This is a genomic window from Burkholderia sp. 9777_1386, from assembly GCF_015712265.1.
In the GTDB taxonomy this organism is placed as follows: Bacteria; Pseudomonadota; Gammaproteobacteria; order Burkholderiales; family Burkholderiaceae; genus Burkholderia; species Burkholderia cenocepacia.
The window spans coordinates 311389-331153 of record NZ_JACCQB010000001.1 but is presented as its reverse complement, the minus strand read 5'-3'; the positions used below and the strand labels follow the sequence as shown (position 1 = coordinate 331153).

General features: G+C 67.0%; 12 protein-coding genes. 4 read left to right on the top strand and 8 right to left on the bottom strand.

Features of this window, described 5'->3' with window-relative positions; translation table 11 throughout:
• Positions 1–27 precede the first annotated feature (27 nt).
• The 3 genes from uvrA to H0X91_RS01400 form a co-directional block, all read right to left on the bottom strand.
• On the bottom strand, positions 28–5922 hold the full coding sequence (gene uvrA, locus H0X91_RS01410; RefSeq protein WP_196432742.1) for an excinuclease ABC subunit UvrA: 5895 nt from the start codon (positions 5920–5922) through the stop codon (positions 28–30).
• Positions 5923–6233: 311 nt separating this feature from the next.
• Positions 6234–7409 carry an alpha/beta hydrolase family protein gene (locus tag H0X91_RS01405; protein ID WP_196432741.1) on the bottom strand — a complete coding sequence of 392 codons (1176 nt, stop codon included), beginning with the start codon at positions 7407–7409 and terminating at the stop codon, positions 6234–6236.
• Between the two features lie 104 nt (positions 7410–7513).
• Positions 7514–8197: a TetR/AcrR family transcriptional regulator gene (locus H0X91_RS01400; protein ID WP_059723876.1), complete on the bottom strand. Its 684-nt coding sequence runs from the start codon at positions 8195–8197 to the stop codon at positions 7514–7516.
• Between the two features lie 223 nt (positions 8198–8420).
• On the opposite strand from H0X91_RS01400, the gene H0X91_RS01395 reads away from it, so the two are divergent.
• The gene (locus H0X91_RS01395) at positions 8421–9227 is read left to right on the top strand and encodes a cyclase family protein (protein ID WP_196432740.1); all 807 of its coding nucleotides are present in this window, start codon (positions 8421–8423) and stop codon (positions 9225–9227) included.
• 34 nt (positions 9228–9261) lie between these two features.
• Positions 9262–10584 (top strand): fumarylacetoacetase, encoded by a 1323-nt coding sequence (gene fahA / locus H0X91_RS01390; RefSeq protein ID WP_196432739.1) that lies wholly within the window; start codon positions 9262–9264, stop codon positions 10582–10584.
• Between the two features lie 138 nt (positions 10585–10722).
• On the opposite strand, the gene H0X91_RS01385 is transcribed toward fahA, so the two are convergent.
• Both H0X91_RS01385 and H0X91_RS01380 read right to left on the bottom strand, forming a co-directional pair.
• Positions 10723–11814 (bottom strand): porin, encoded by a 1092-nt coding sequence (locus tag H0X91_RS01385; protein WP_124551026.1) that lies wholly within the window; start codon positions 11812–11814, stop codon positions 10723–10725.
• A gap of 217 nt (positions 11815–12031) precedes the next feature.
• Entirely contained in the window at positions 12032–12736 is a 705-nt protein-coding gene (locus H0X91_RS01380) for a hypothetical protein (protein ID WP_227746406.1), read from the bottom strand.
• 183 nt (positions 12737–12919) lie between these two features.
• Between H0X91_RS01380 and H0X91_RS01375 the strand changes: the two genes are divergently transcribed.
• The gene (locus H0X91_RS01375) at positions 12920–13522 is read left to right on the top strand and encodes a TetR/AcrR family transcriptional regulator (protein ID WP_080322811.1); all 603 of its coding nucleotides are present in this window, start codon (positions 12920–12922) and stop codon (positions 13520–13522) included.
• Positions 13523–13594: 72 nt separating this feature from the next.
• Here the strand turns inward: H0X91_RS01375 and H0X91_RS01370 are convergent, their stop codons facing one another.
• Positions 13595–13810 (bottom strand): DUF3820 family protein, encoded by a 216-nt coding sequence (locus H0X91_RS01370; RefSeq protein WP_058903869.1) that lies wholly within the window; start codon positions 13808–13810, stop codon positions 13595–13597.
• A gap of 205 nt (positions 13811–14015) precedes the next feature.
• Here H0X91_RS01370 and H0X91_RS01365 point away from each other — a divergent pair, with 205 nt between their 5' ends.
• On the top strand, positions 14016–14204 hold the full coding sequence (locus H0X91_RS01365) for a hypothetical protein (protein WP_020980031.1): 189 nt from the start codon (positions 14016–14018) through the stop codon (positions 14202–14204).
• A gap of 202 nt (positions 14205–14406) precedes the next feature.
• Here the strand turns inward: H0X91_RS01365 and H0X91_RS01360 are convergent, their stop codons facing one another.
• Both H0X91_RS01360 and H0X91_RS01355 read right to left on the bottom strand, forming a co-directional pair.
• Entirely contained in the window at positions 14407–15069 is a 663-nt protein-coding gene (locus tag H0X91_RS01360; RefSeq protein ID WP_006498034.1) for an OmpA family protein, read from the bottom strand.
• Between the two features lie 124 nt (positions 15070–15193).
• On the bottom strand, positions 15194–19555 hold the full coding sequence (locus H0X91_RS01355; RefSeq protein WP_196432738.1) for a YadA-like family protein: 4362 nt from the start codon (positions 19553–19555) through the stop codon (positions 15194–15196).
• Positions 19556–19765: the final 210 nt, after the last annotated feature.

Here is a 19765-nt window from a genome sequence, read left to right as displayed (position 1 = left end):
CGGGGCCGCTCACCGGACACGATGCGTTCAGCCGACCCGCGCCGCGCCCTGCTGCTCCGCTTCATCGTCTTCGCTGGCCGTTCGTGCGAGCACCGGCTTCAACGCCTGCCCCGTATGGCTCGCGCTCACCTTCGCGAGCGCTTCCGGCGGCGCCGCCGCGACGATCGTGCCGCCGCCCACGCCGCCTTCCGGCCCAAGATCGATGATCCAGTCGGCTTCCGCGATCACGTCGAGGTCGTGCTCGATCACGACGACGCTATGCCCGGCATCGACCAGCCGATGCAGCACACGGATCAGCTTCGCGACGTCGGCCATATGCAGGCCGACCGTCGGCTCGTCGAGCACGTACAGCGTATGCGGCGCCTTCTGGCCGCGCCGCGTGATGTCGTCGCGCACCTTCGTCAGCTCGGTGACGAGCTTGATGCGCTGTGCTTCGCCGCCGGACAGCGTCGGCGACGGCTGACCGAGCGTCAGATAGCCGAGCCCGACGTCCTTCATCAATTGCAACGGATGCGCGATGTTCGAAATCGGCGCGAAGAACTCCACCGCCTCGTCGATCTCCATCGTCAACACGTCGCCGATGTTCCGGCCGCGCCACGTGACGGCGAGCGTTTCCGGATTGAAGCGCTGCCCGTGGCACACGTCGCACGGCACCTTGACGTCGGGCAGGAAACTCATGCCGATCGTGCGCACGCCTTGCCCTTCGCAGGCAGGGCAGCGCCCATCGCCGGTATTGAACGAGAAACGCGATGCCGTATAGCCGCGTGCGCGCGCCTCGAGCGTATCGGCGAACAGCTTGCGGATCGTGTCCCACACGCCGATATAGGTGGCCGGACACGAACGCGGCGTCTTGCCGATCGGCGTCTGGTCGACTTCGAGCACGCGATCGATCTGCTCCCAGCCGCTCAGCGATTCGCAACCCTGCCATGCGTGCGTGACGTTCAGCGACGGCCGCGGTGCGCTGCGCGCCAGGACGCTCGAACGGCGATTGGTGGCCGGCGCGTCCTGCTGCGCGGCCTTGCGCGCACGCCGCGTGGCCGGCGACGACAGCACCGAGCGGCCGACCGCATCCAGCAGGTTCGTCATCAGCACGTCGCGCGCGAGCGTCGACTTGCCCGACCCGCTGACGCCCGTCACCGCGACGAGCCGCGCGAGCGGAATGCCGACCGTGACGTCGCGCAGGTTGTGCAGCCGGGCGCCATGGACGGTCAGCCACGCTTCCGGCACGGCCGCACCGCCCTTCTTGCCCGGCAGGCTCACGCTGCGGCGCGGCTGCAACGGATGCGTCATCGGCTGCGCGAGCAGGCGCCCCGTCACCGAATCGGCCTGCGCCGCGAGGTCGGCGACCGCGCCTTGCGCGACCAGCGTGCCGCCGCGCTTGCCGGCGCCCGGGCCGACGTCGATGATGTGATCCGCGCGGCGGATCGTGTCCTCGTCATGCTCGACGACGACCAGCGTATTGCCCTTGTCGCCGAGCTTGCGCAATGCGTCGAGCAGGATCTGGTTGTCGCGCGGATGCAGGCCGATCGTCGGCTCGTCGAGCACGTAGCACACGCCCTGCAGGTTGCTGCCGAGCTGCGCGGCGAGCCGGATGCGCTGCGCTTCGCCGCCCGACAGGCTCGGCGCCGCACGATCGAGGCTCAGATAGCCGAGCCCGACCTCCTCGAGAAACGCGAGGCGGCTGCCGATCTCGCTGACGATGTCGCGCGCGATCTGCGCGTCGCGCCCGGTGAGTTCGAGCGCATCGATCCAGCGGCGCGTATCCGACACCGTCCATTGCGCGACCTCGACGATCGGATGCGCGTCGAACGTGACCGCGCGTGCGGACGGATTCAGCCGCGTGCCGTGGCAGTCCGGGCACGGCTCGTTGCCGACGCCTTCCGGTTCCTGCTCGTCCGACGGCAAGGTTTGCTCGCGGCCGCGATCGTCGCCGGCGAGCACCGTGTCGTCGTACGCGGCGCGCTGTTCGCGCGTGAGCGTGACGCCGGTGCCGACACAGGTCGTGCACCAGCCGTGCTTGCTGTTGTACGAGAACATCCGCGGGTCCAGCTCCGGATAGCTCGTGCCGCACACCGGGCACGCGCGCTTGACCGACAGCACCTTGACCGCGCCGACCTGCGCGGTCGAATGATCGTTCCGCATCGCATCGTGCAGCCCGTCGAGCGGCGCGAGCAGGTGCATCACGCCCTTGCCGAGCTCGAGCGTCTCGTCGAGCCTGCGCCGCAACTCGGCTTCGTTGTCCGGCGACACGACGATATCGGCCACCGGCAATTCGATCGTGTGCTCGCGGAAACGGTCGAGCTTCGGCCACGGATCGACCGTGACGAACTCGCCGTCCACCCGCAGATGCGTGCTGCCGCGCGCCTTCGCCCACTTCGCGAGATCCGTATACACGCCCTTGCGGTTGACGACGAGCGGCGCGAGCAGCCCGACGTGCTCGCCGCGATGATCGCGCAGCAGTTGCGCGGCGATCGATTCGACGGATTGCGACGTGACCGGCGTGCCGTCGTGGATGCAGTGCTGCAGGCCGAGCTTCACATACAGCAGCCGCAGGAAATGCCACACCTCGGACGTGGTCGCGACCGTGCTCTTGCGCCCGCCGCGCGACAGCCGCTGCTCGATCGCGACGGTCGGCGGGATGCCGTACACCGCGTCGACCTCGGGACGGCCGGCCGGCTGCACGATCGAGCGCGCATACGCGTTCAGCGATTCGAGGTAGCGGCGCTGGCCTTCGTGGAACAGGATGTCGAACGCGAGCGTCGACTTGCCGGAACCCGATACGCCGGTGATCACGTTGAACTTGCCGTGCGGGATGTCGACGTCGAGCGACTTCAGGTTGTGCTCGCGCGCGTTGACGATCCGCACGACGTCCTCGCCTTCGATCGCCCGGCGCGCGCGCGCCGCGTTCAGCACGGCCTGCAGCGGCACGCCTTCGTCGGCGCGCACCGCCTCGCCATCCATCTCGCGGTCGTACTGCAGCAGCGCCACGCCGGTATGCGATGCGGCGCAGGCCTTCACGTCGTCGGGCGTGCCGGCGCACAGCACGAGGCCACCGCCGTCGCCGCCTTCCGGGCCGAGGTCGATCAGCCAGTCGGCCGCGCGGATCACGTCGAGGTTGTGCTCGATCACGATCAGCGAATGGCCGGCGGCAAGCAGCTTGCCGAACGCCTGCATCAGCTTCGCGATGTCGTCGAAGTGCAGCCCGGTGGTCGGCTCGTCGAACATGAACAGCTTCGCACGCGCGATGCGCGCTTCTTCCGTCGCGACCCGGCGCCCGTTGGCCGCCGCCGCCGATTCGGCGAGGAAGCCGGCGAGCTTCAGGCGCTGTGCTTCCCCGCCCGACAGCGTCGGCACCGGCTGGCCGAGCTTCACGTACTCGAGGCCGACGTCGACGATCGGCTGCAGCACGCGCAGCACCTCGGCGTCGGTCGCGAAGAACGCGGCTGCCTCGCTGACGGTGAGATCGAGCACGTCGGCGATGTTCAGCGCGCGGCCGTCGCGCTCGATGCGCACTTCGAGAATCTCGGCGCGGTAGCGGCTGCCGTCGCAATCCGGGCAACGCAGGTAGACGTCGCTCAGGAACTGCATTTCGATGTGTTCGAAGCCCGAGCCGCCGCAGGTCGGGCAACGGCCGTCGCCCGAGTTGAAGCTGAACGTGCCGGCGCCGTAGCCGCGCTGCAGCGCGAGCGGCGCCTTCGCGAACAGCTTGCGGATTTCGTCGAATGCGCCGACGTAGCTAGCCGGGTTCGAGCGTGTGGTCTTGCCGATCGGCGACTGGTCGACGAACACGACGTCGCCGACCTGGTCGGCGCCCGTGAGGCTGCGGTACGCGCCCGGCGACTCGGTCGCCTTGCCGTGGTGCCGCGCCATCGCCGGATACAGCACGTCCTGCAGCAGCGTGGATTTGCCGGAGCCGGATACGCCCGTCACGCACACGAGCCGCTGCAGCGGAATCTCGACCGTGACGTCGCGCAGGTTGTGTTCGGTCGCGCCTTCGAGCACGATGCGCGGCGTGTTGGCGTCGACCACGCGGCGCGCCCAGTTCGACGCATGCGCGACCTGCTTGCGGCCGCCGAGATACTCGCCCGTCAGCGTGTGCGCGGACCGGATGTCGGCCGGCGTGCCGTCATAGACGATCGTGCCGCCGCGCTCGCCCGGGCCGGGGCCCATGTCGATCAAGCGATCGGCCGCGAGCATCACCGACGGATCGTGCTCGACCACGACCAGCGTATTGCCCGCGTCGCGCAGCCGCTGCATCGCCTCGACGATCCGCGTGAGGTCGCGCGGATGCAGCCCGATGCTCGGTTCGTCGAGCACGAACAGGGTTTTCGTGAGCGACGTGCCGAGCGCCGTCGTCAGGTTGATCCGCTGCACCTCGCCGCCCGACAGCGTGCGGCTTTGCCGGTCGAGCGTCAGGTAGCCGAGCCCGACGTCGCACAGATATTTCAGGCGCGTGCGCACCTCGGCGAGCAACAGCTTCAATGCGTCGTCGAGCAGCACGCTCGGCAGGACGATGTCGTCGAAGAAGCGCCGGATGCGCTCGATCGGCAGCAGCATCAGGTCGTGGACGGTCAGGCCAGGCAGCGCTTCGAGTTGCGCGCGGCTCCAGTCGACGCCGCGCGGCATGAAGCGGTCGGCCGGCGCGAGCACGGCGTCCGCGTTCTCTTTCGAGCCGAGCCGCCATTGCAGCGATTCCGTCTTCAGGCGCGCACCGCCGCACACGTCGCACGGCGTATAACTGCGGTATTTCGACAGCAGCACGCGGATGTGCATCTTGTACGCTTTCGATTCGAGATAACCGAAGAAGCGCTTCACGCCGTACCACTGGCTTTGCCACTTGCCGTTCCAGTCCGGCGACCCGTTGACGACCCAGTCGCGCTCGGCGTCCGTCAGCTCGGACCACGCCACGTCGCGCCGGATGCCGGCCTTCGCCGCGTAGCGCATCAGGTCGTCCTGGCACTCTTTCCATGCGGGCGTCTGCATCGGCTTGATCGCGCCGCCACGCAGCGTCTTGCGCGCGTCGGGAATCACGAGGCCGAGATCGACGCCGATCACGCGGCCGAAGCCGCGGCAGGTTTCGCACGCGCCGTACGCCGAGTTGAACGAGAACAGCGCGGCTTGCGGCTCCGCGTAGCGCAGGTCGCTGTCGGGATCGTGGAGCCCGGTGGAGAAGCGCCAGATCAACGGCTCGGCCGTCGCGTTTTCCGCTTCCGCCGCCAGCACGTACACGTTCACGCGGCCGCCGCCGCGCTTCAGCGACGCCTCGATCGCCTCGACCACCCGCACCTTGTCGGCCTGCTGCACGCGAAAGCGGTCGGCCACCACGTCGAGCATCTTGCGCGGCCCGGTGGGCGACGCGACTTCGCGCTGCGCCTGCACGCGCGTGTAGCCGCTCGCCGACAGCCACTGCGCGATTTCCTCGTCGGACACCGCTTCCGGCAATTCGACCGGGAACGTGACGACGACGCGCGGATCGTCGGCGCGCGTGCGCGCGACGAGCTCCGCGTAAATCGTCTCCGGCGTGTCGTGCCGCACCTGCCGCGCGGTCTTGCGGTCGAACAGCTCGGCCGCGCGCGCGTACAGCAGCTTCAGGTGGTCGTTCAGCTCGGTCATCGTGCCGACGGTCGACCGCGAGCTGCGCACCGGGTTGGTCTGGTCGATCGCGATCGCGGGCGGCACGCCGTCGACGCGCTCGACCTGCGGGCGATCCATCCGGTCGAGGAACTGCCGCGCGTACGCGCTGAAGGTTTCGACGTAGCGCCGCTGGCCTTCCGCGTACAGCGTGTCGAACACGAGACTCGACTTGCCGGAGCCCGACGGGCCGGTCACGACCGTCATTTCACCGGTGCGCAGGTCGAGATCGAGATTCTTGAGGTTGTGCTGACGTGCTCCGCGAATGCGGATCAGATTGCTGGATGACAATTTGCCTGCCCGTCTGAATGAGTTAGCCAGAGTTCACGGTGCCGGAACGCTGCGGCGGATGCCCGCAGGCGCGGCGCACGGGCCGCAAGGGTTGGACCTGCGCGGCTCGAGTTCGACGGGTACTATACTGTATATTCATACAGTTTTCCATGACGACCCTGCGGGCGTCATGGACAGGCGGCGGGGAGGGGCCCGTCCTGTCGGTTGCGCCTCCCGGGGAATCGACGAGTCGACCGGCGTTTCGCGGTGCAAGCCCGGCGGCGCACGTCGATCGCGGCGGCTCCTGCCACCTCCTGCCTCGGCAGCGCGGCTCATGTTTCCACGTGTGTCGCGCCCAGTTCCCTGTACGTCTCGGCAATCCAGTCGGCGATATAGTCGCGAACGTTCGTCACGTTGTCCGCGCTGCAGTGCTCGACGCCCCCTTCCGCCGCGGTGAAGAATTTCAACTCGCGCTTCGGGCTGTTCACCGCACCCTGATACTGCTGGATCGCGTATTCCCGCGGAATCTGCCGGTCGGCGTCCCCGTGGACGATCAGGAACGGAACCGTGACCTCGTCGATGACCGGAGCCAGCGTGATCCGCTCCGAGAAGGCCATGAATTCTTCAAGCGTGGTCTTGCCCCATACCCATCGGACATGATCCCAGTAATGCGGCACCGGATTGTCGCCCTCCCGCGCGAGACGGCGTCGCTGCAGTTCGCCCCAGTTGAAATTCGCGCCCCACGCGACACACAGCCGGAAACGCTTGTCGATCGCGACCGCGCGCGGCGCGTAGTACCCGCCGAGCGACCACGCGCACATGCCGAGCATCCGACTGTCGACGTCGTTACGTCGCGCCAGGTAGTCGGCGACGGCCCCCGCCCACACCTCCGATTCGATCAACGCGGTCAACCCGTTCACGCGCAGCGCTTCGCCGGTGCCCGGTTGATCGATCGCAAGGCTCGAAATGTTGCGCGCCGCGAGCGCCTGCTGCACGCCGCTGCCGTAAATCGTCTCCTTGAAACTGTCCAGACCGTTGGCGAACACCACGCACGGCGCGGCGGCCGATGCGTTGTCGTGCGCCGCGACGAACACGCCGGCGAGCGTGGTGCCGCGATACGGGACTTCGACCCGCTCGCAATTTTTCTCGTGAAGCTCGGCGAACCGCGCGAAACAGCGCAGCGCCTTCGCATAGGCAGCCCTGCGGGGTTCGAAAGACGGATGCGTCATGCGCTCGCCCGTCAGGTAGTACACCGCCGCACGGCCGAATTTGGCGCCGGCGCTCAATCGTCGGCCGGCAGCCAGGTCGGCTTCCGCCAGCCCACGAAGACGATCGCCCAGCCCGCACCAAGCCAGAAAGAAGGCTTCGGTTGCGCCGTCGTCGCTTCGTGTCGACGCGTCGATCAACGGACGGCACACCGCGTCGATCTCGCCGCTGTTTCCGCCCGACGCCAGTGCGATGTTGACGGACAGGTTCCATACATAGTTGGTGGGGAAATATTCGACCATTGTTTGCTCGACGGGATTCGACCGCATCCCGCATAACGTGACGACAGAAAGAAACAGCGATGCAGATGACGCGCGGCGCCATGGAATGCCGGCGTTCCGCTCGATCAGACCGACGCTCCGCCCGCCCGAATGCCCGCGGTAATGAACGTCACCAGATGCGCGGTCTTGCTCTTCAACGCGCCGGCCTTGATCTTGCCGTTCGAGATGCGCTCGATGCGGCTATCGAACGCGCTCATCACCAGCGCGCCGACGGCGAACAGGTAGGCCCAGTGGGCGTAGCTGGCGCCATGGCCGGGGAGCGCCTTTCTGATCGCGCCGACGAATTCGGCCGCAAACGGGTCGAAATATTCGGCGACGATGCCGCGCTCCGCTTCGCGCGGATCGGATGCTTCGCGTGCCACGAGCTTCGCGTACGCAAGACCGGCGTCCGTACCCTGGATCTGCATGACGGGCAGCACGAACGCGCGCACGATGTGCTCGAGCGGATCCTCCCCCGCGGCCACCGGCTCGCGCAGCATCGCCAGCCGCGCGTCAAGCACGGTTTTGCGGCGCTCGAACAACGCACGGTACAGCCCCATCTTCGTCTCGAAGTGATACACGATCAGCGGCAAGCCGACGTCTGCCGCCGACGCGATATCCCGCATCGACACCCCGTCGAACCCTCCTGCGGCGAACAGGCGCTCCGCCACGTCGAGGACGCGCTCGCGCTTGCTCGTCTGCCCCGCGTCCTGCGTTCGCCCCCCGCCCCGCGTGCCGGGCGCCTTCTTCGTGGTTTCCTTTGCTTGCATGGTCCTCCCCATTCTGTGCAGGTCTTCGCACCTGTCGTTCCGGTCATCGGGCAACGACGGTTTGCATTCGCATCAAACTGACTGTACGATCGTACAGTCAATCATAACACGAGCGAGGGCGCCCCCGGTCGTCGCGGTTGACCGCACACGCGAATGCCCGTCGCGTACCCGGACTGCAGAGCCGGCGGCCACGGTCGCACCCTCCAACCACGAGTACCCGAACATGACACGACGCTTCGTCGATCTTTCGATCTATCTGGAAAACGACGTCATTTCCGATCCGCCGGGTTACGGCCCCACGATCCATTATCTGGCGCACGAGGAGACGGCCAAGAGCGTGACGGCCTTCTTTCCCGGGTTGCAGGAACACGACCTGCCGGACAGCGAAGGCTGGGCGATCGAGCACGTCCGCTTGAGCACGCACAACGGCACCCACCTCGATGCGCCTTATCACTTTCACAGCACGATGAATGAATCGACCGGCGAGCGCGAACGTGCGATCACCATCGACGAGGTACCGCTGGACTGGTGTTTCCAGCCGGGCGTGAAGCTGGATTTCACCGACCGGGCCGATGGCTACGTCGTTACCGCCGCCGACGTCGAAGCGGAACTTGCGCGCATCGATCACGTCCTCAAGCCGCTGGAAATCGTCGTGGTCAACACCCGCGCGGGGATGCGCTACGGTCAACCCGACTACGTATCGAGCGGTTGCGGCATGGGCCTCGACGCCACCCTGTACCTGCTCGAACGAGGCGTCCGGCTGACCGGCACCGACGCGTGGAGCTGGGATGCGCCGTTCGTGCATACGGCCCGGAAATACGCCGAAACGCACGACGCGTCGCTGATCTGGGAGGGGCACAAGGCTGGCCGCCATATCGGCTATTGCCATCTGGAGAAGCTTCACAACCTCGAGGTGCTGCCGCCCCACGGTTTTTTTGTCTCGTGCTTCCCGCACAAAATTCGCGGCGCCTCCGCGGGCTGGACCCGCGCGGTCGCCATCTTCGACGATGCACTCAACGCCACGGCTTGAGACCGCATCGAACCGCTTCATGCGAGGAATATCGATGGAACTGAATCACACGCACGACGTCACCCGGCGCAGCTGGGTGGATACGGCCAACGAGGCCGGAACCGACTTTCCGTTGCAGAATCTGCCGTTGGGTATCTTTCGGCGCGCGGGACGGGACGAACCCTGGCGCGGCGGAGTCGCCATCGGCAACCAGATCGTCGATCTCGCGGCGTTGCAGCAGGCAGGCGTGCTCGACGGTCTGGCCGCCGACGCCGTTCGGACCGCCACGGCAACGACGTTGAATGCGCTGCTCGATATGGGCCCCGCCGCGTGGCAGGCGTTGCGCCATGCGCTGTTCGCATTGCTGGAAGCAGGCAGCCCGCACGAAAAAACCGTGCGTCACATGCTGGTGCCGCAGACGGAAGCCGAACATGCCGTGCCCGTGCGCATCGGCGACTACACCGACTTCTACACCTCGCTCGATCACGCGTTGAACTGCAGTCGCCCGCTCGGGATGGCGATCAGCCCGAATTTCGACTGGCTGCCGATCGCGTATCACGGCCGCGTGTCGTCGATCGACGTGAGCGGCCAGCAGGTCTATCGGCCGGTGGGACAGTATCGGCCCGACCCGTCGTCCGCGCCCGTTCGAGGCGCGTGCCGCCAGCTCGACTACGAGCTGGAAGTCGGGGCGGTGATCGGCACCGGCAATTCGCGCGGCACCGCGATTCCGCTGGCCGATGCCCAGCAACACCTGTTCGGACTGTGCCTGCTGAACGACTGGTCCGCTCGCGATATCCAGGCGTGGGAAATGCAGCCGCTCGGGCCGTTCCTGGCGAAGAACTTCGCGACGACCCTGTCGCCGTGGCTCGTCACGGTCGAGGCGTTGTTGCCCTATCGTACGACGTGGTCGCGCGTGGCCGATCGTCCGCAGCCGCTCGACTATCTGGATGCCGAGGCCAACCGGCAGGCCGGCGCGTTCGATATCCGGCTCGAGGCGTCGATCCTCAGCGCGCGGCAGCTCGCGCAAGGGCAGCCACCGCGTACGTTGACGCACACCAGTTTCCGACACCAATACTGGACGCTCGGGCAAATGATCGCGCATCACACGATGGGCGGCTGCAATCTCCAGAGCGGCGACCTGCTCGGCAGCGGCACCGTTTCGGGACCGTCGCCGGGCGAAGCCGGCGCGTTGATCGAACTCACGTCGGGGGGAACACGCCCGGTGGACATCGGCAACGGCGAAGCACGCGCGTTCCTCGAGGACGGCGATACCGTGATCTTTCGTGGCTGGTGCGAGCGTGACGGTTTTGCGCGAATCGGGTTCGGCGCCAACTATGGCACGGTACTGCCCGCGCCGGTCGCGGACAGCGGACGCTGATCGGCACGCGTCTCGCGCCGGTCAGCGCGCGGCGTGGGGGCCGGCCCGGATGTCGAGCCGTACGCGCCGATGTGCTCATGAAATCGCCGCGAGCCATGCCGCTCGCGGCGATTTCCATTCGTGACGGACGCGCAGCGCTCAAAAGAGATGCCGCGCACCAACGACGAAACTGGCGCTGCCGCCGGTCGGCGCGTAGAGCGCGCCGTTCACCGTGAACCCCGTATGCATCGACCCATGGTTGTTCACGAAGGCCGCGGCGCCATACAACGTCGTTCGCTTCGACAGGAAGTAGTACAGCCCGGCGGACGTCAGCAGCGCATGGCTGGCCGGATCGTTGCTGTCCCGCATGTACCAGACACCCGCGTCGGTGGACAGCGCGGGCGTGATCAAATACTCGCCGCCGACCGAGTACACCTTCTCGTTGAAGGAATGGGCGATCTTGTAGCTCGTATACGAGCCCTTCAACGTCGCGGCGCCCCACGTGTACGCCGCGCCGATCGTGCGGCCCGCGAATTCGACCGTCGATGGAAACGGCGTGGACGTACTCGCCGAACCGCCGGGATTGCCGCTGAAGAGCGCCGCGTTGGCCACCAAGTTTCGCCACGCGTATCTCAAGCGCGCCGCGTATTGACGGCCGGCCTGAAATTTTCCGGGATCGCCGCCCAGCGCCAGCAGCGCGCTCGCCTGGAGACCGGCCACGGTCGGGCTCGTATACGACACGGCATTGGCGACGAAGATGCCCGTCGCAAAAAAATTGCCCATGTAGATGCCGGCCTGACTGCCGAAGAACGATGCGTGCCGCGCGTCCGTGTCGACGATCGCAAGCCCGAACGGCGAGTACTGCATGCCGGCCTTGACGGTCCCGAATCGTCCCGAAAGGCCGACGAACGCCTGTCGTCCGAACAGGTTGCCGTTCGAATTGCCCAGCGCGCCGTTGTTCATGGTGAAACCGCTTTCCAGCGTAAAGATCGCCTTAGTGCCTGCGCCGAGATCTTCTACGCCGGTTATCCCGAAGTGGGAGCCGGAAATCCCGCCGTCCGCCATCGAGATCCGATGGGCGCCGTTCGTCCCGGTTCCCGCGTCGAAGCTGCGACTCGTGTACATGACACCGGCATCGACGACGCCGTACAGCGTGACCGTACTTTGCGCATGCGCACTCGCGCCGACCACCAACATGGCGGCTGACGCCTGCATCCGCATGAGCGAACCGCCTCCCCTTTTCCGATTCATGATCCGATATCTCCTTTAATTTAATAGGCATGCTTATTAATATTCTTAAAAAACTTATGCGCGACACACGACGAAAGCCATCCTGGCGATATCGATCCGTCGTTTTATCAGTCATCCATATCGATATGCATCGATACTGCCCTGCCACTGAACGCGTGACGAAACATGACGGCGCTGCGCTGGACTGCCCGCCCGCAACGGGCGAGCCCGCGGAAAGTCATGCGTTCACGGAAAAGGCCAACGGCATCAAGTCGTCCGGTTGCGTCCGCGTGAGGGCGTAGAGTTCGAACCAGTTGTACCACTCGACCATCAGGTGGTCCGCGTGACCGCGAATCAAGTCGTCCGGCGCGGTCGACGGCCAGAAAATTTCCAGCCGTGCATCGAACCCCGGCGACGTATCCCTGAATTGATGCAGCAGATACCCGACCGTCTCGCCGTCGATCGACTCGATTCGCCCCATCATGCGATGCGGCATATCGGGCGCCAGTTCGATCGGGACACCGCTCCAGTCGTCCAGATGTCGGAACTTCAGCAACGCGGGGAACTGCGTATGACCCGGCACTTCGAGAATGCCCACGCGCTCGCCGGGAAGCGATAGCGCGCCGAGATGTTCGGGGTGAGCGCGCAGCATCGCGGCGCTGTTCGGGCCGCGGTAGCCGTCCCAGAACCACTTGATGAACGCCGCACCGTCGCCCGCCGCGACGTGCGCCTCGGCCACCGACGAACGGAAGCGACCATTGGCGCGCCGCGACCAGTCCCGCTCGTTCGCCTCGTGTGCCGCGATCTCCTTCGCGAACACCTTTACCATGCCGTCCGCCCCGAGCTTGTCCATCAACAGGGCCATCATGTGCCGCGCCCTTTTGACTTCCATCCTGAGGATGTCTTCGCCGGTTACCTCTGTCCCGGCTTTGAAAAACGTCACCGATTTCAATTCAACCTCCTGAGCGCTATCGAACGAGACGACATGTTTTCGCATCCCGCCCACTAATGCAAGTAAACTTGCATTAGCGTTTACCGCAAGCGAGCCCGTCCCGGCTCGGTCGGGCACGGGTTCGACATGGAACGTCCCGCCATCAGCCCTCGACGCCGCGTGTAAAATCCGCTCATGCCCAATTCCGCCGAACCACAATCGCCATCGCGTCGCCGCCGCCCTGGCGGCCGCAGCGCACGCGTCCGCGATGCCGTGGTCGCGGCAACCATCGCCCAATTGCAGGAATCCGGTTTCGAGCGGCTCAGCATCGGCGCGGTCGCCGCGCTTTCCGGCGTGAACGAGAGTTCGATCTATCGCCGCTGGAAGAGCAAGGAAGGGCTGGTGATGGAGGCCGTGTTCGAGCTTTTTGCCGAGAACATCGTGATCCCCAATCGGGGTTCGCTGCACGCGGATCTCGTCGCGCTCATGTCGGCAACCGTGCGCTACTTGCGCACCGGGGTGGGCCGGTCGGCGATCCAGTTCGTGCTCGCCACCTACAACGACGTCGGCGTCACCAGCGAGTTGCACCGGCTGTGGACCAACCGGTTTTCCGCGGTCCAGCAGATTTTCGAACGCGCGACGCAGCGGGGAGAGTGGCAAAGGGATGCGGACCCGATGCCGTTGCTTCACTGCCTCATCGGCGCGGTGTATCTGCGAACGTTCCTGCTGCGCGAACGCGTCACGGTCAATCAGCTCCGGGAATTGACGCTGTGGCTGCTGCGCGGGCAAAACGCCTGAACACGCAGATCGGTTGGACGCGAAGGAAGTCGCGGGACCGTGTTCGGGCAACCGGCTGGGCGCGACGCCGTGCTACGCGGGTTTGCGCAACGGCTCCAGCAGGTGCCGCAAGCCGTTATGGTCGATCTCGTGCATGAGCGCGAGCTGTCTGCCGAGTTCGCCGCGCGGGAACCCTTCGCGCGCCAGCCAGTTGAGGTAGGGGCCGGGCAGGTCGGCGATGAGTCGGCCCTTGTATTTTCCGAAGGGCATGGTGACGGCGACAAGGCATTCAAGATCGGGGGCTCGCATGCGCGTATTGTGCACGGCTTTCCGCCCTGCCGCGCGCATCACGGCCGCCGCTTCGCGCCCGCCGATCCACGGCTGCGAATCCGGCCCTTCACGGCGAGCCGAATCGACGAACCGGCCCCGATTGACGGCCGGAATTCGCGTCGGCCGCCGATTTCGTTGCTGCCTGCTAGACTGAAATTTCCCCCTGCAAACCCTGGAGGGAATCATGATGTCCATCTATGTCGTGAAGACCGGCGAGCAGTTCCTCTGCACCGCCGAGGACGGCGACATCGGCATGGCGCCGGCCATCGAGGATGCCGCCTCCTTTGGTTCGTATGACGAAGCGGAGAAGGCCGCGAGCGCGCATGCCGACCCGGGATACGAAATCGTGGCCGTCTGCGTGATCAGGCACTGAGCGTCGATCCACGGCCCGGTGCGAATGGCGATCCGCGTGCCGGACGCAAGGCAGCATGCGGGGCGTCGTCGCCAGGCGACGGACTCCGCATGCACACGCCGCGACGGATCTTCCTCCCGCCGCCGTCTGCGTCGTGCATCATCGCCGCAAGCGAGCCGTCGTGCTTCGACGGCCACGCTTGCGGCAATTCTGTCGCAGCGCCCTACTTCTGCAGCGAGATTTCCACGCGACGATTGCGCGCCCGTCCTTCGACCGTATCGTTCGATGCCGCCGGATTCGCTTCGCCGTGACCGTTCGCGGCAAACGAATCCGCTTTCAGCCCGTGCTCGCGCAAATATCCGGCGACCGCATCCGCCCGGCGCTTCGACAGCGCCTGATTGTGCGCATCCGAACCGGTCGCGTCGGTATAGCCGTCCACTTCCACGCGCGCGAAATGGCGGTCGCCTTGCTGGTTCAGCAGCTTGTCGAGCGCGGCGGTGGCCGCGGGCGTCAGCGCGGCCGAGTCGGTCGCGAAGTACGCATCGCCGGTCAGGCTCACCTTCTCGACCGGCGCGGGCGCCGGCGCGACGGCCGCGGCGGCCGGCGCGGGCGCCGCACCGCACTGGAACACGATCGAATGCGGATCGGCGCCGTCGCGGTACGGCGTGGTGGTGTCGACCAGGCGCACGGGTTCGTTGCCGCACATGCGCGTCGCGACCTTCATGCAGGTCTTCGCGGTCGACAGGATGCCGTGGCAGTCGACCTGGAACGTCCGGATGCCGTTTCGCGACTGCAGTTCGTATGCGTTGTACGTCGGCCCCGACGCACTCGAGCAGGCCGTGAGGGAAACGACGGACGCCAGCAGGACAAGATGGTGTTTTTTCACTTGATGACTCCGAGAATGCGATGAGCACGGCGCGTGCGGCGCGAGGTCGCGACGCATCCGCGCACGTTTGCGTTCGGCGCGGTCCGCTCCGGCAGCGCGTGCCGGAACGAACCGCTGCGCGCGATCACTTCCACTGATACAGCATGCCCGCGCCGACGACGCGCTGGCTGCCGGCGAAACCGCCGTTCAGCGTCGCCTTCAGGTTCTCCGTGACGCGCGCCTGCACGCCGACCGCCATGGCCTTCTGGCCCTGGAACGTCGCCGTGCCGACCCCCATCGCGAAGTTCGAATCACGGTCCATGTGCGGGATCGACGCCATCGCGGCGGTCGCGGCGATCCCCTCGCGGGCCATCGAATCGGTCTGCTGGATCTGCTGCTGCATCTGCGTGAGCTGGTTGTTGACCGTGTTCAGCGACTGCGTGAACTGGTTCGATACCGCATTCAGCTGATTCACGTTCACGGCGTCCGTGCCCTGCGTGCCCGCCGCGACGTTCACGACCTGCCGCGCCGAATCGGCCGAGCCGACCGCAACGACGTTCGAGCGGCCGCCGTCGTTGCTGCCCGTGCCGAGCGCGGTCGAGTTGTTGCCCGATGCCGTCGAGCCCACGCCGATCGCCGTAGAACCGTTGCCCGATGCGAGCGAACTGTTGCCGACCGCCGTGCTGTTCGAGCCCGATGCCACCGCGCCCGAACCGCCCGCCGACGAGTTCGCCCCGGTCGAGCCCGGCGGCACGTTCGCGCCGTTCGGGTTCGTCGTGTACTGCCCGCCGAGGTTGGTCGTGCGCTGGTCGATCAGCGTCGTCAACTGGTTCGCGATCGAATCGAGCTGCGACACGTTCACCGCATCCGTACCGTTCTTGCCGGCCGCGAGCCCCGTGATCTGCCGGTTGCCGACGTTCACTTCGCCGGCCGACGACTGCGGGCTGCCCAGCCCGTACGCGACGTAGTTCGTCAGCGCGCCGACCGTGGTCAGCGAACCGGCGCCCAGCGCGACGCTGTTCGCGAACGTCGCCGACGCACCGGCGCCGAGCGCGAGCGCATCGGTCGCCGTGCTGCGCGCACCCGAGCCGAGCGCGACGCTGCCCACGCTGACCGCCACCGCGTTCGCGCCCTGTGCAACGGACTGCGCGCCGGTCGCCGTCGCGCCGCTGCCCAGCGCGATCGCGTCGGCCTGCGCGGAGCTCGCCGCCTGCCCGATCGCCACGCCGCCCGGCGCGGTCTGGTCGACGATCGCGCCGTTGCCGATGCCCACGCCGTGGTCGCCGTTGACGACCGTCGTCGGCCCCACCGCGACCGATTCCGCGCCGGCCGCGAGCGAATCCGCCGCGGTCGAATTCGCGTGGAAGTACTTCTGGCCCGTGACCGCGAACGACTGCAGCGCGCCGGTCAGCTGCCGCACCGTCACCGCGTCCTGCTGGCCGGTGCCGTCCGCGACGTTGGTGATCTGGCGGTACGTCTTGTTCGTCGCATCGCCGACCGACACCGCGCCAAGCAGCGTCTGGTCGGTCGTGTCGAACGGGATCGACGCGCTGCCGTTGCGCAGGATGCCCGACGACGGCACTACCGCGCGGTCGGCCACCGAGCCCGAGCCAAGCGCGATGCTGCCGTCGACCTTGGAAATCGCGTTCGGGCCGATCGCGACGCTGTCGACGCCCACCGCCTGGCTGTCCGGCGCGGTCGAATTCGCGTGGAAGTACTTGATGCCGTGCGCGTTGATGTTGTCGATCGCCGAGCCGACGTTGTTGTTGATCGTGGTCGACCCGTCGCTGTTGTACGTCACGTACGACGGCGCCGAGATCGTGCCGGTGGTCGGATCGTAGGTGGCCCCGCCGCCGATCGCGCCGGCCGTGCTGTTGCCGAGGTTCGTGTTGTTGTTCGCGATCGAGCTCAGGCCCGTCGACAACGAACTGATCCCGGTCGACGTGGCGGTCGACAGCGAGGTCAGGTTGCTGTTCGTCGAGCTCAGGCCGGTCGACAGCGAGCCGACGACCGTCGAGGTCGACGTGGACAGCGACGTGATCGAGCTGTTGGTCGAGCTCAAGCCGGTGGACAACGAGCCGACGACGGTCGACGTCGACGTGGACAGCGACGTCAGGTTGCTGTTCGTCGAACTCAGGCCGGTGGACAGCGAGCCGACGACGGTCGAGGTCGACGTGGACAGCGACGTGATCGAACTGTTCGTGCTCGACAGGCCGGTGGACAGCGAGCTGATGCCCGTCGAGGTCGACGTCGACAGCGACGTCACCGTGCTGTTGGTCGAACTCAGGCCCGTCGACAACGAGCTGATGCCCGTCGAGGTCGACGTGGACAACGACGTCACCGAACTGTTGGTCGAACTGAGGCCGGTGGACAACGAACCGATGCCCGTGGACGTCGACGTGGACAGCGACGTCACCGCGCTATTGGTCGAACTCAGGCCGGTGGACAACGAACCGATACCCGTGGACGTCGACGTGGACAGCGACGTGATCGAACTATTGGCCGACGACAGGCCCGTCGACGTGGAAGTCGACAGCGACGTGACCGCGCTGTCGGTCGAACTCAAGCCCGTCGACAACGAGCTGATGCCGGTCGACGTCGACGTGGACAGCGACGTCACCGCGCTGTTGGTCGAACTCAGGCCCGTCGACAGCGAGCTGATACCGGTCGACGTCGACGTGGACAGCGACGTCACCGCGCTGTTGGTCGAACTCAGGCCCGTCGACAACGACGAAACCCCGGTCGACAACGACGTGATGCTCGACGCCGTCGACGTCGACAGCGAATCGAGCGCCGTGTTCGTCGCGGCAAGCTGCGAACCGTTGATCGCATCCGTGCTCGCCGAATTGACGCGCCCGGCCGCGACGTTGGTGATCTGGCGCTCGGTGCCCGCCGCGCCGACGCTGACGACGCTCGTCGGATTCGTACCGTTGTAGTTGTACGTGACGCCGCCGAGCGTACCGGTCGCCGTCGGATGCGGCACGTCCGTCACTGAACCGGAGCCGAGCGCGACATCGTTTGCATTGTTCGCGACGGCCGACGCGCCGAACGCGATCGCGCCCGCGGCTGCGGCGGTCGACGTGTTGCCGAGTGCGAGCGAACCCGTGCCCTGCGCATTGTTCGTATTGCCGATCGCCACCGCGCCGTTGCCGTTCGCGGTGTTGTTCGAGCCCATCGTGACCGCACCGGTGCCGATCGCGCTGCTCGGATCGCCGATCGCGACGGCGCCGTCACCGCTCACGGTCTGGCCCTGGCCGAGCGCCACGGCGCCGGTCCCGCCCAGCACCTTCGAGTTGTTGCCGCCGGCGATCGAACCGGCGCCCGCGCCGGCCGCGACCGAGTTGGTCGCACCGATCGCGACGGTCCAGTCCGCCGCCGCCACGCTGTTGATGCCGATCGAGGTTGCCCCGACGGCGGATGCAGTCGCGCCGGGGCCTAGTGCGGTTGCCGACGTGCCGGTCGCGAGCGCGAGATTGCCGAGCGCGACGCCGAACAGCGCCGTCGCGGTCGATTGCACGCCCATCGCGATCGAGCTGACGCCCGACGCGTTCGCGTTCAGGCCGAATGCCAGCGCATTGTCCGCGCCGGCCGTCGTGTTCGAGCCCATCGCGATCGAGCTCGTACCGAGCGACTGCGTGCCCGACCCGGGTACGCCCGCGGTGCCGCCCCAGCCGATCGCAATCGACGACGTGCCCTTCGCCCCGCTGTTGACGCCCATCGCGACGCCGGAATTACCGCTCGTCAGCGCACCGCTGCCAACGGCCACGCCGGCCGCGCCCGAACTCGTCGCCTGGTTGCCGACGGCGACCGCACCGGTGTCGGTTGCATGCGTTGCATAGCCGAGCGCCACGCTCTGCGCGCCGGCCGCGCTCGCGCCGAGACCGAGCGCGGCCGCATACTGGCCGGAAGCCAGCGCGTTGTTGCCGAGCCCGACCGCGGAAACGCCGGTCGCCGCCGCGCCGCTGCCCATCGCCACCGCACCGCTTTGGGTCGCGCTCGACAGGTTGCCGATCGCGACCGAGTAGTTCCCCGATCCGATCGCCTGAACGCCGAGCGATGCACTGTTGACGCCGGTCGCTTGCGCATTGATGCCGATGGCCGTCGATCCGTCACCCATCGCGTGCGCACCCGGGCCCAGTGCCGTGGCTGATGTGCCTGCCGCCGTGGACAGGTTACCGAACGCGGTGGAATTCACCTGCGTGGCCACCGAACCGTTACCGACCGCGATCGAACTGGCGCCGCCGGTCGCGGAGCCGCCGCCCGCCGAATACTGCGCGTGCGCGCCGGCCTGAAACAGCCCGAGATACGCGGCCGCCAGCGTCATCACGATACGCCGGGGGGACAACCCTGCATGCGCGCCCGGGCGCACGGCGGCGCCCGCCTGCGCGACGTGCTCGGCCGCCCTTCTCGACGACGCCACCCGCTTCCCGCGCGCCCGGTCAAGTTCCGAAGCCGCAACCCAGGCTCCCAGTGCTTCGTTCCAGATCGACTTGAACGACTTGTTCATCTCGTGTTCCCTCGGTTCTCATGTGCTGGATGACGCAACAGCGAACGCGACATCAGGCGCGGCGCGGACCCTCTCCGCTTTCGCCTGCCCCGCGACGCTCCGCTTGCTACTTCGCATTACTAATAAAAACTACGAACAGCGTTGCTCGACACGCTCGACACCATCGCAACGGCACGGCCGATCGACGCGCGTGCCCGTTCGGCACGACAC

Bases quoted from the DNA above. Each gene is read 5' to 3' on its own strand.
- H0X91_RS01405 (WP_196432741.1), bottom strand. From the start codon at position 7,409: ATGGTCGAATATTTCCCCACCAACTATGTATGGAACCTGTCCGTCAAC.
- H0X91_RS01400 (WP_059723876.1), bottom strand. From the start codon at position 8,197: ATGCAAGCAAAGGAAACCACGAAGAAGGCGCCCGGCACGCGGGGCGGG.
- H0X91_RS01395 (WP_196432740.1), top strand. From the start codon at position 8,421: ATGACACGACGCTTCGTCGATCTTTCGATCTATCTGGAAAACGACGTC.
- fahA (WP_196432739.1), top strand. From the start codon at position 9,262: ATGGAACTGAATCACACGCACGACGTCACCCGGCGCAGCTGGGTGGAT.
- H0X91_RS01385 (WP_124551026.1), bottom strand. From the start codon at position 11,814: ATGAATCGGAAAAGGGGAGGCGGTTCGCTCATGCGGATGCAGGCGTCA.
- H0X91_RS01375 (WP_080322811.1), top strand. From the start codon at position 12,920: ATGCCCAATTCCGCCGAACCACAATCGCCATCGCGTCGCCGCCGCCCT.
- H0X91_RS01370 (WP_058903869.1), bottom strand. From the start codon at position 13,810: ATGCGAGCCCCCGATCTTGAATGCCTTGTCGCCGTCACCATGCCCTTC.
- H0X91_RS01365 (WP_020980031.1), top strand. From the start codon at position 14,016: ATGATGTCCATCTATGTCGTGAAGACCGGCGAGCAGTTCCTCTGCACC.
- H0X91_RS01355 (WP_196432738.1), bottom strand. From the start codon at position 19,555: ATGAACAAGTCGTTCAAGTCGATCTGGAACGAAGCACTGGGAGCCTGG.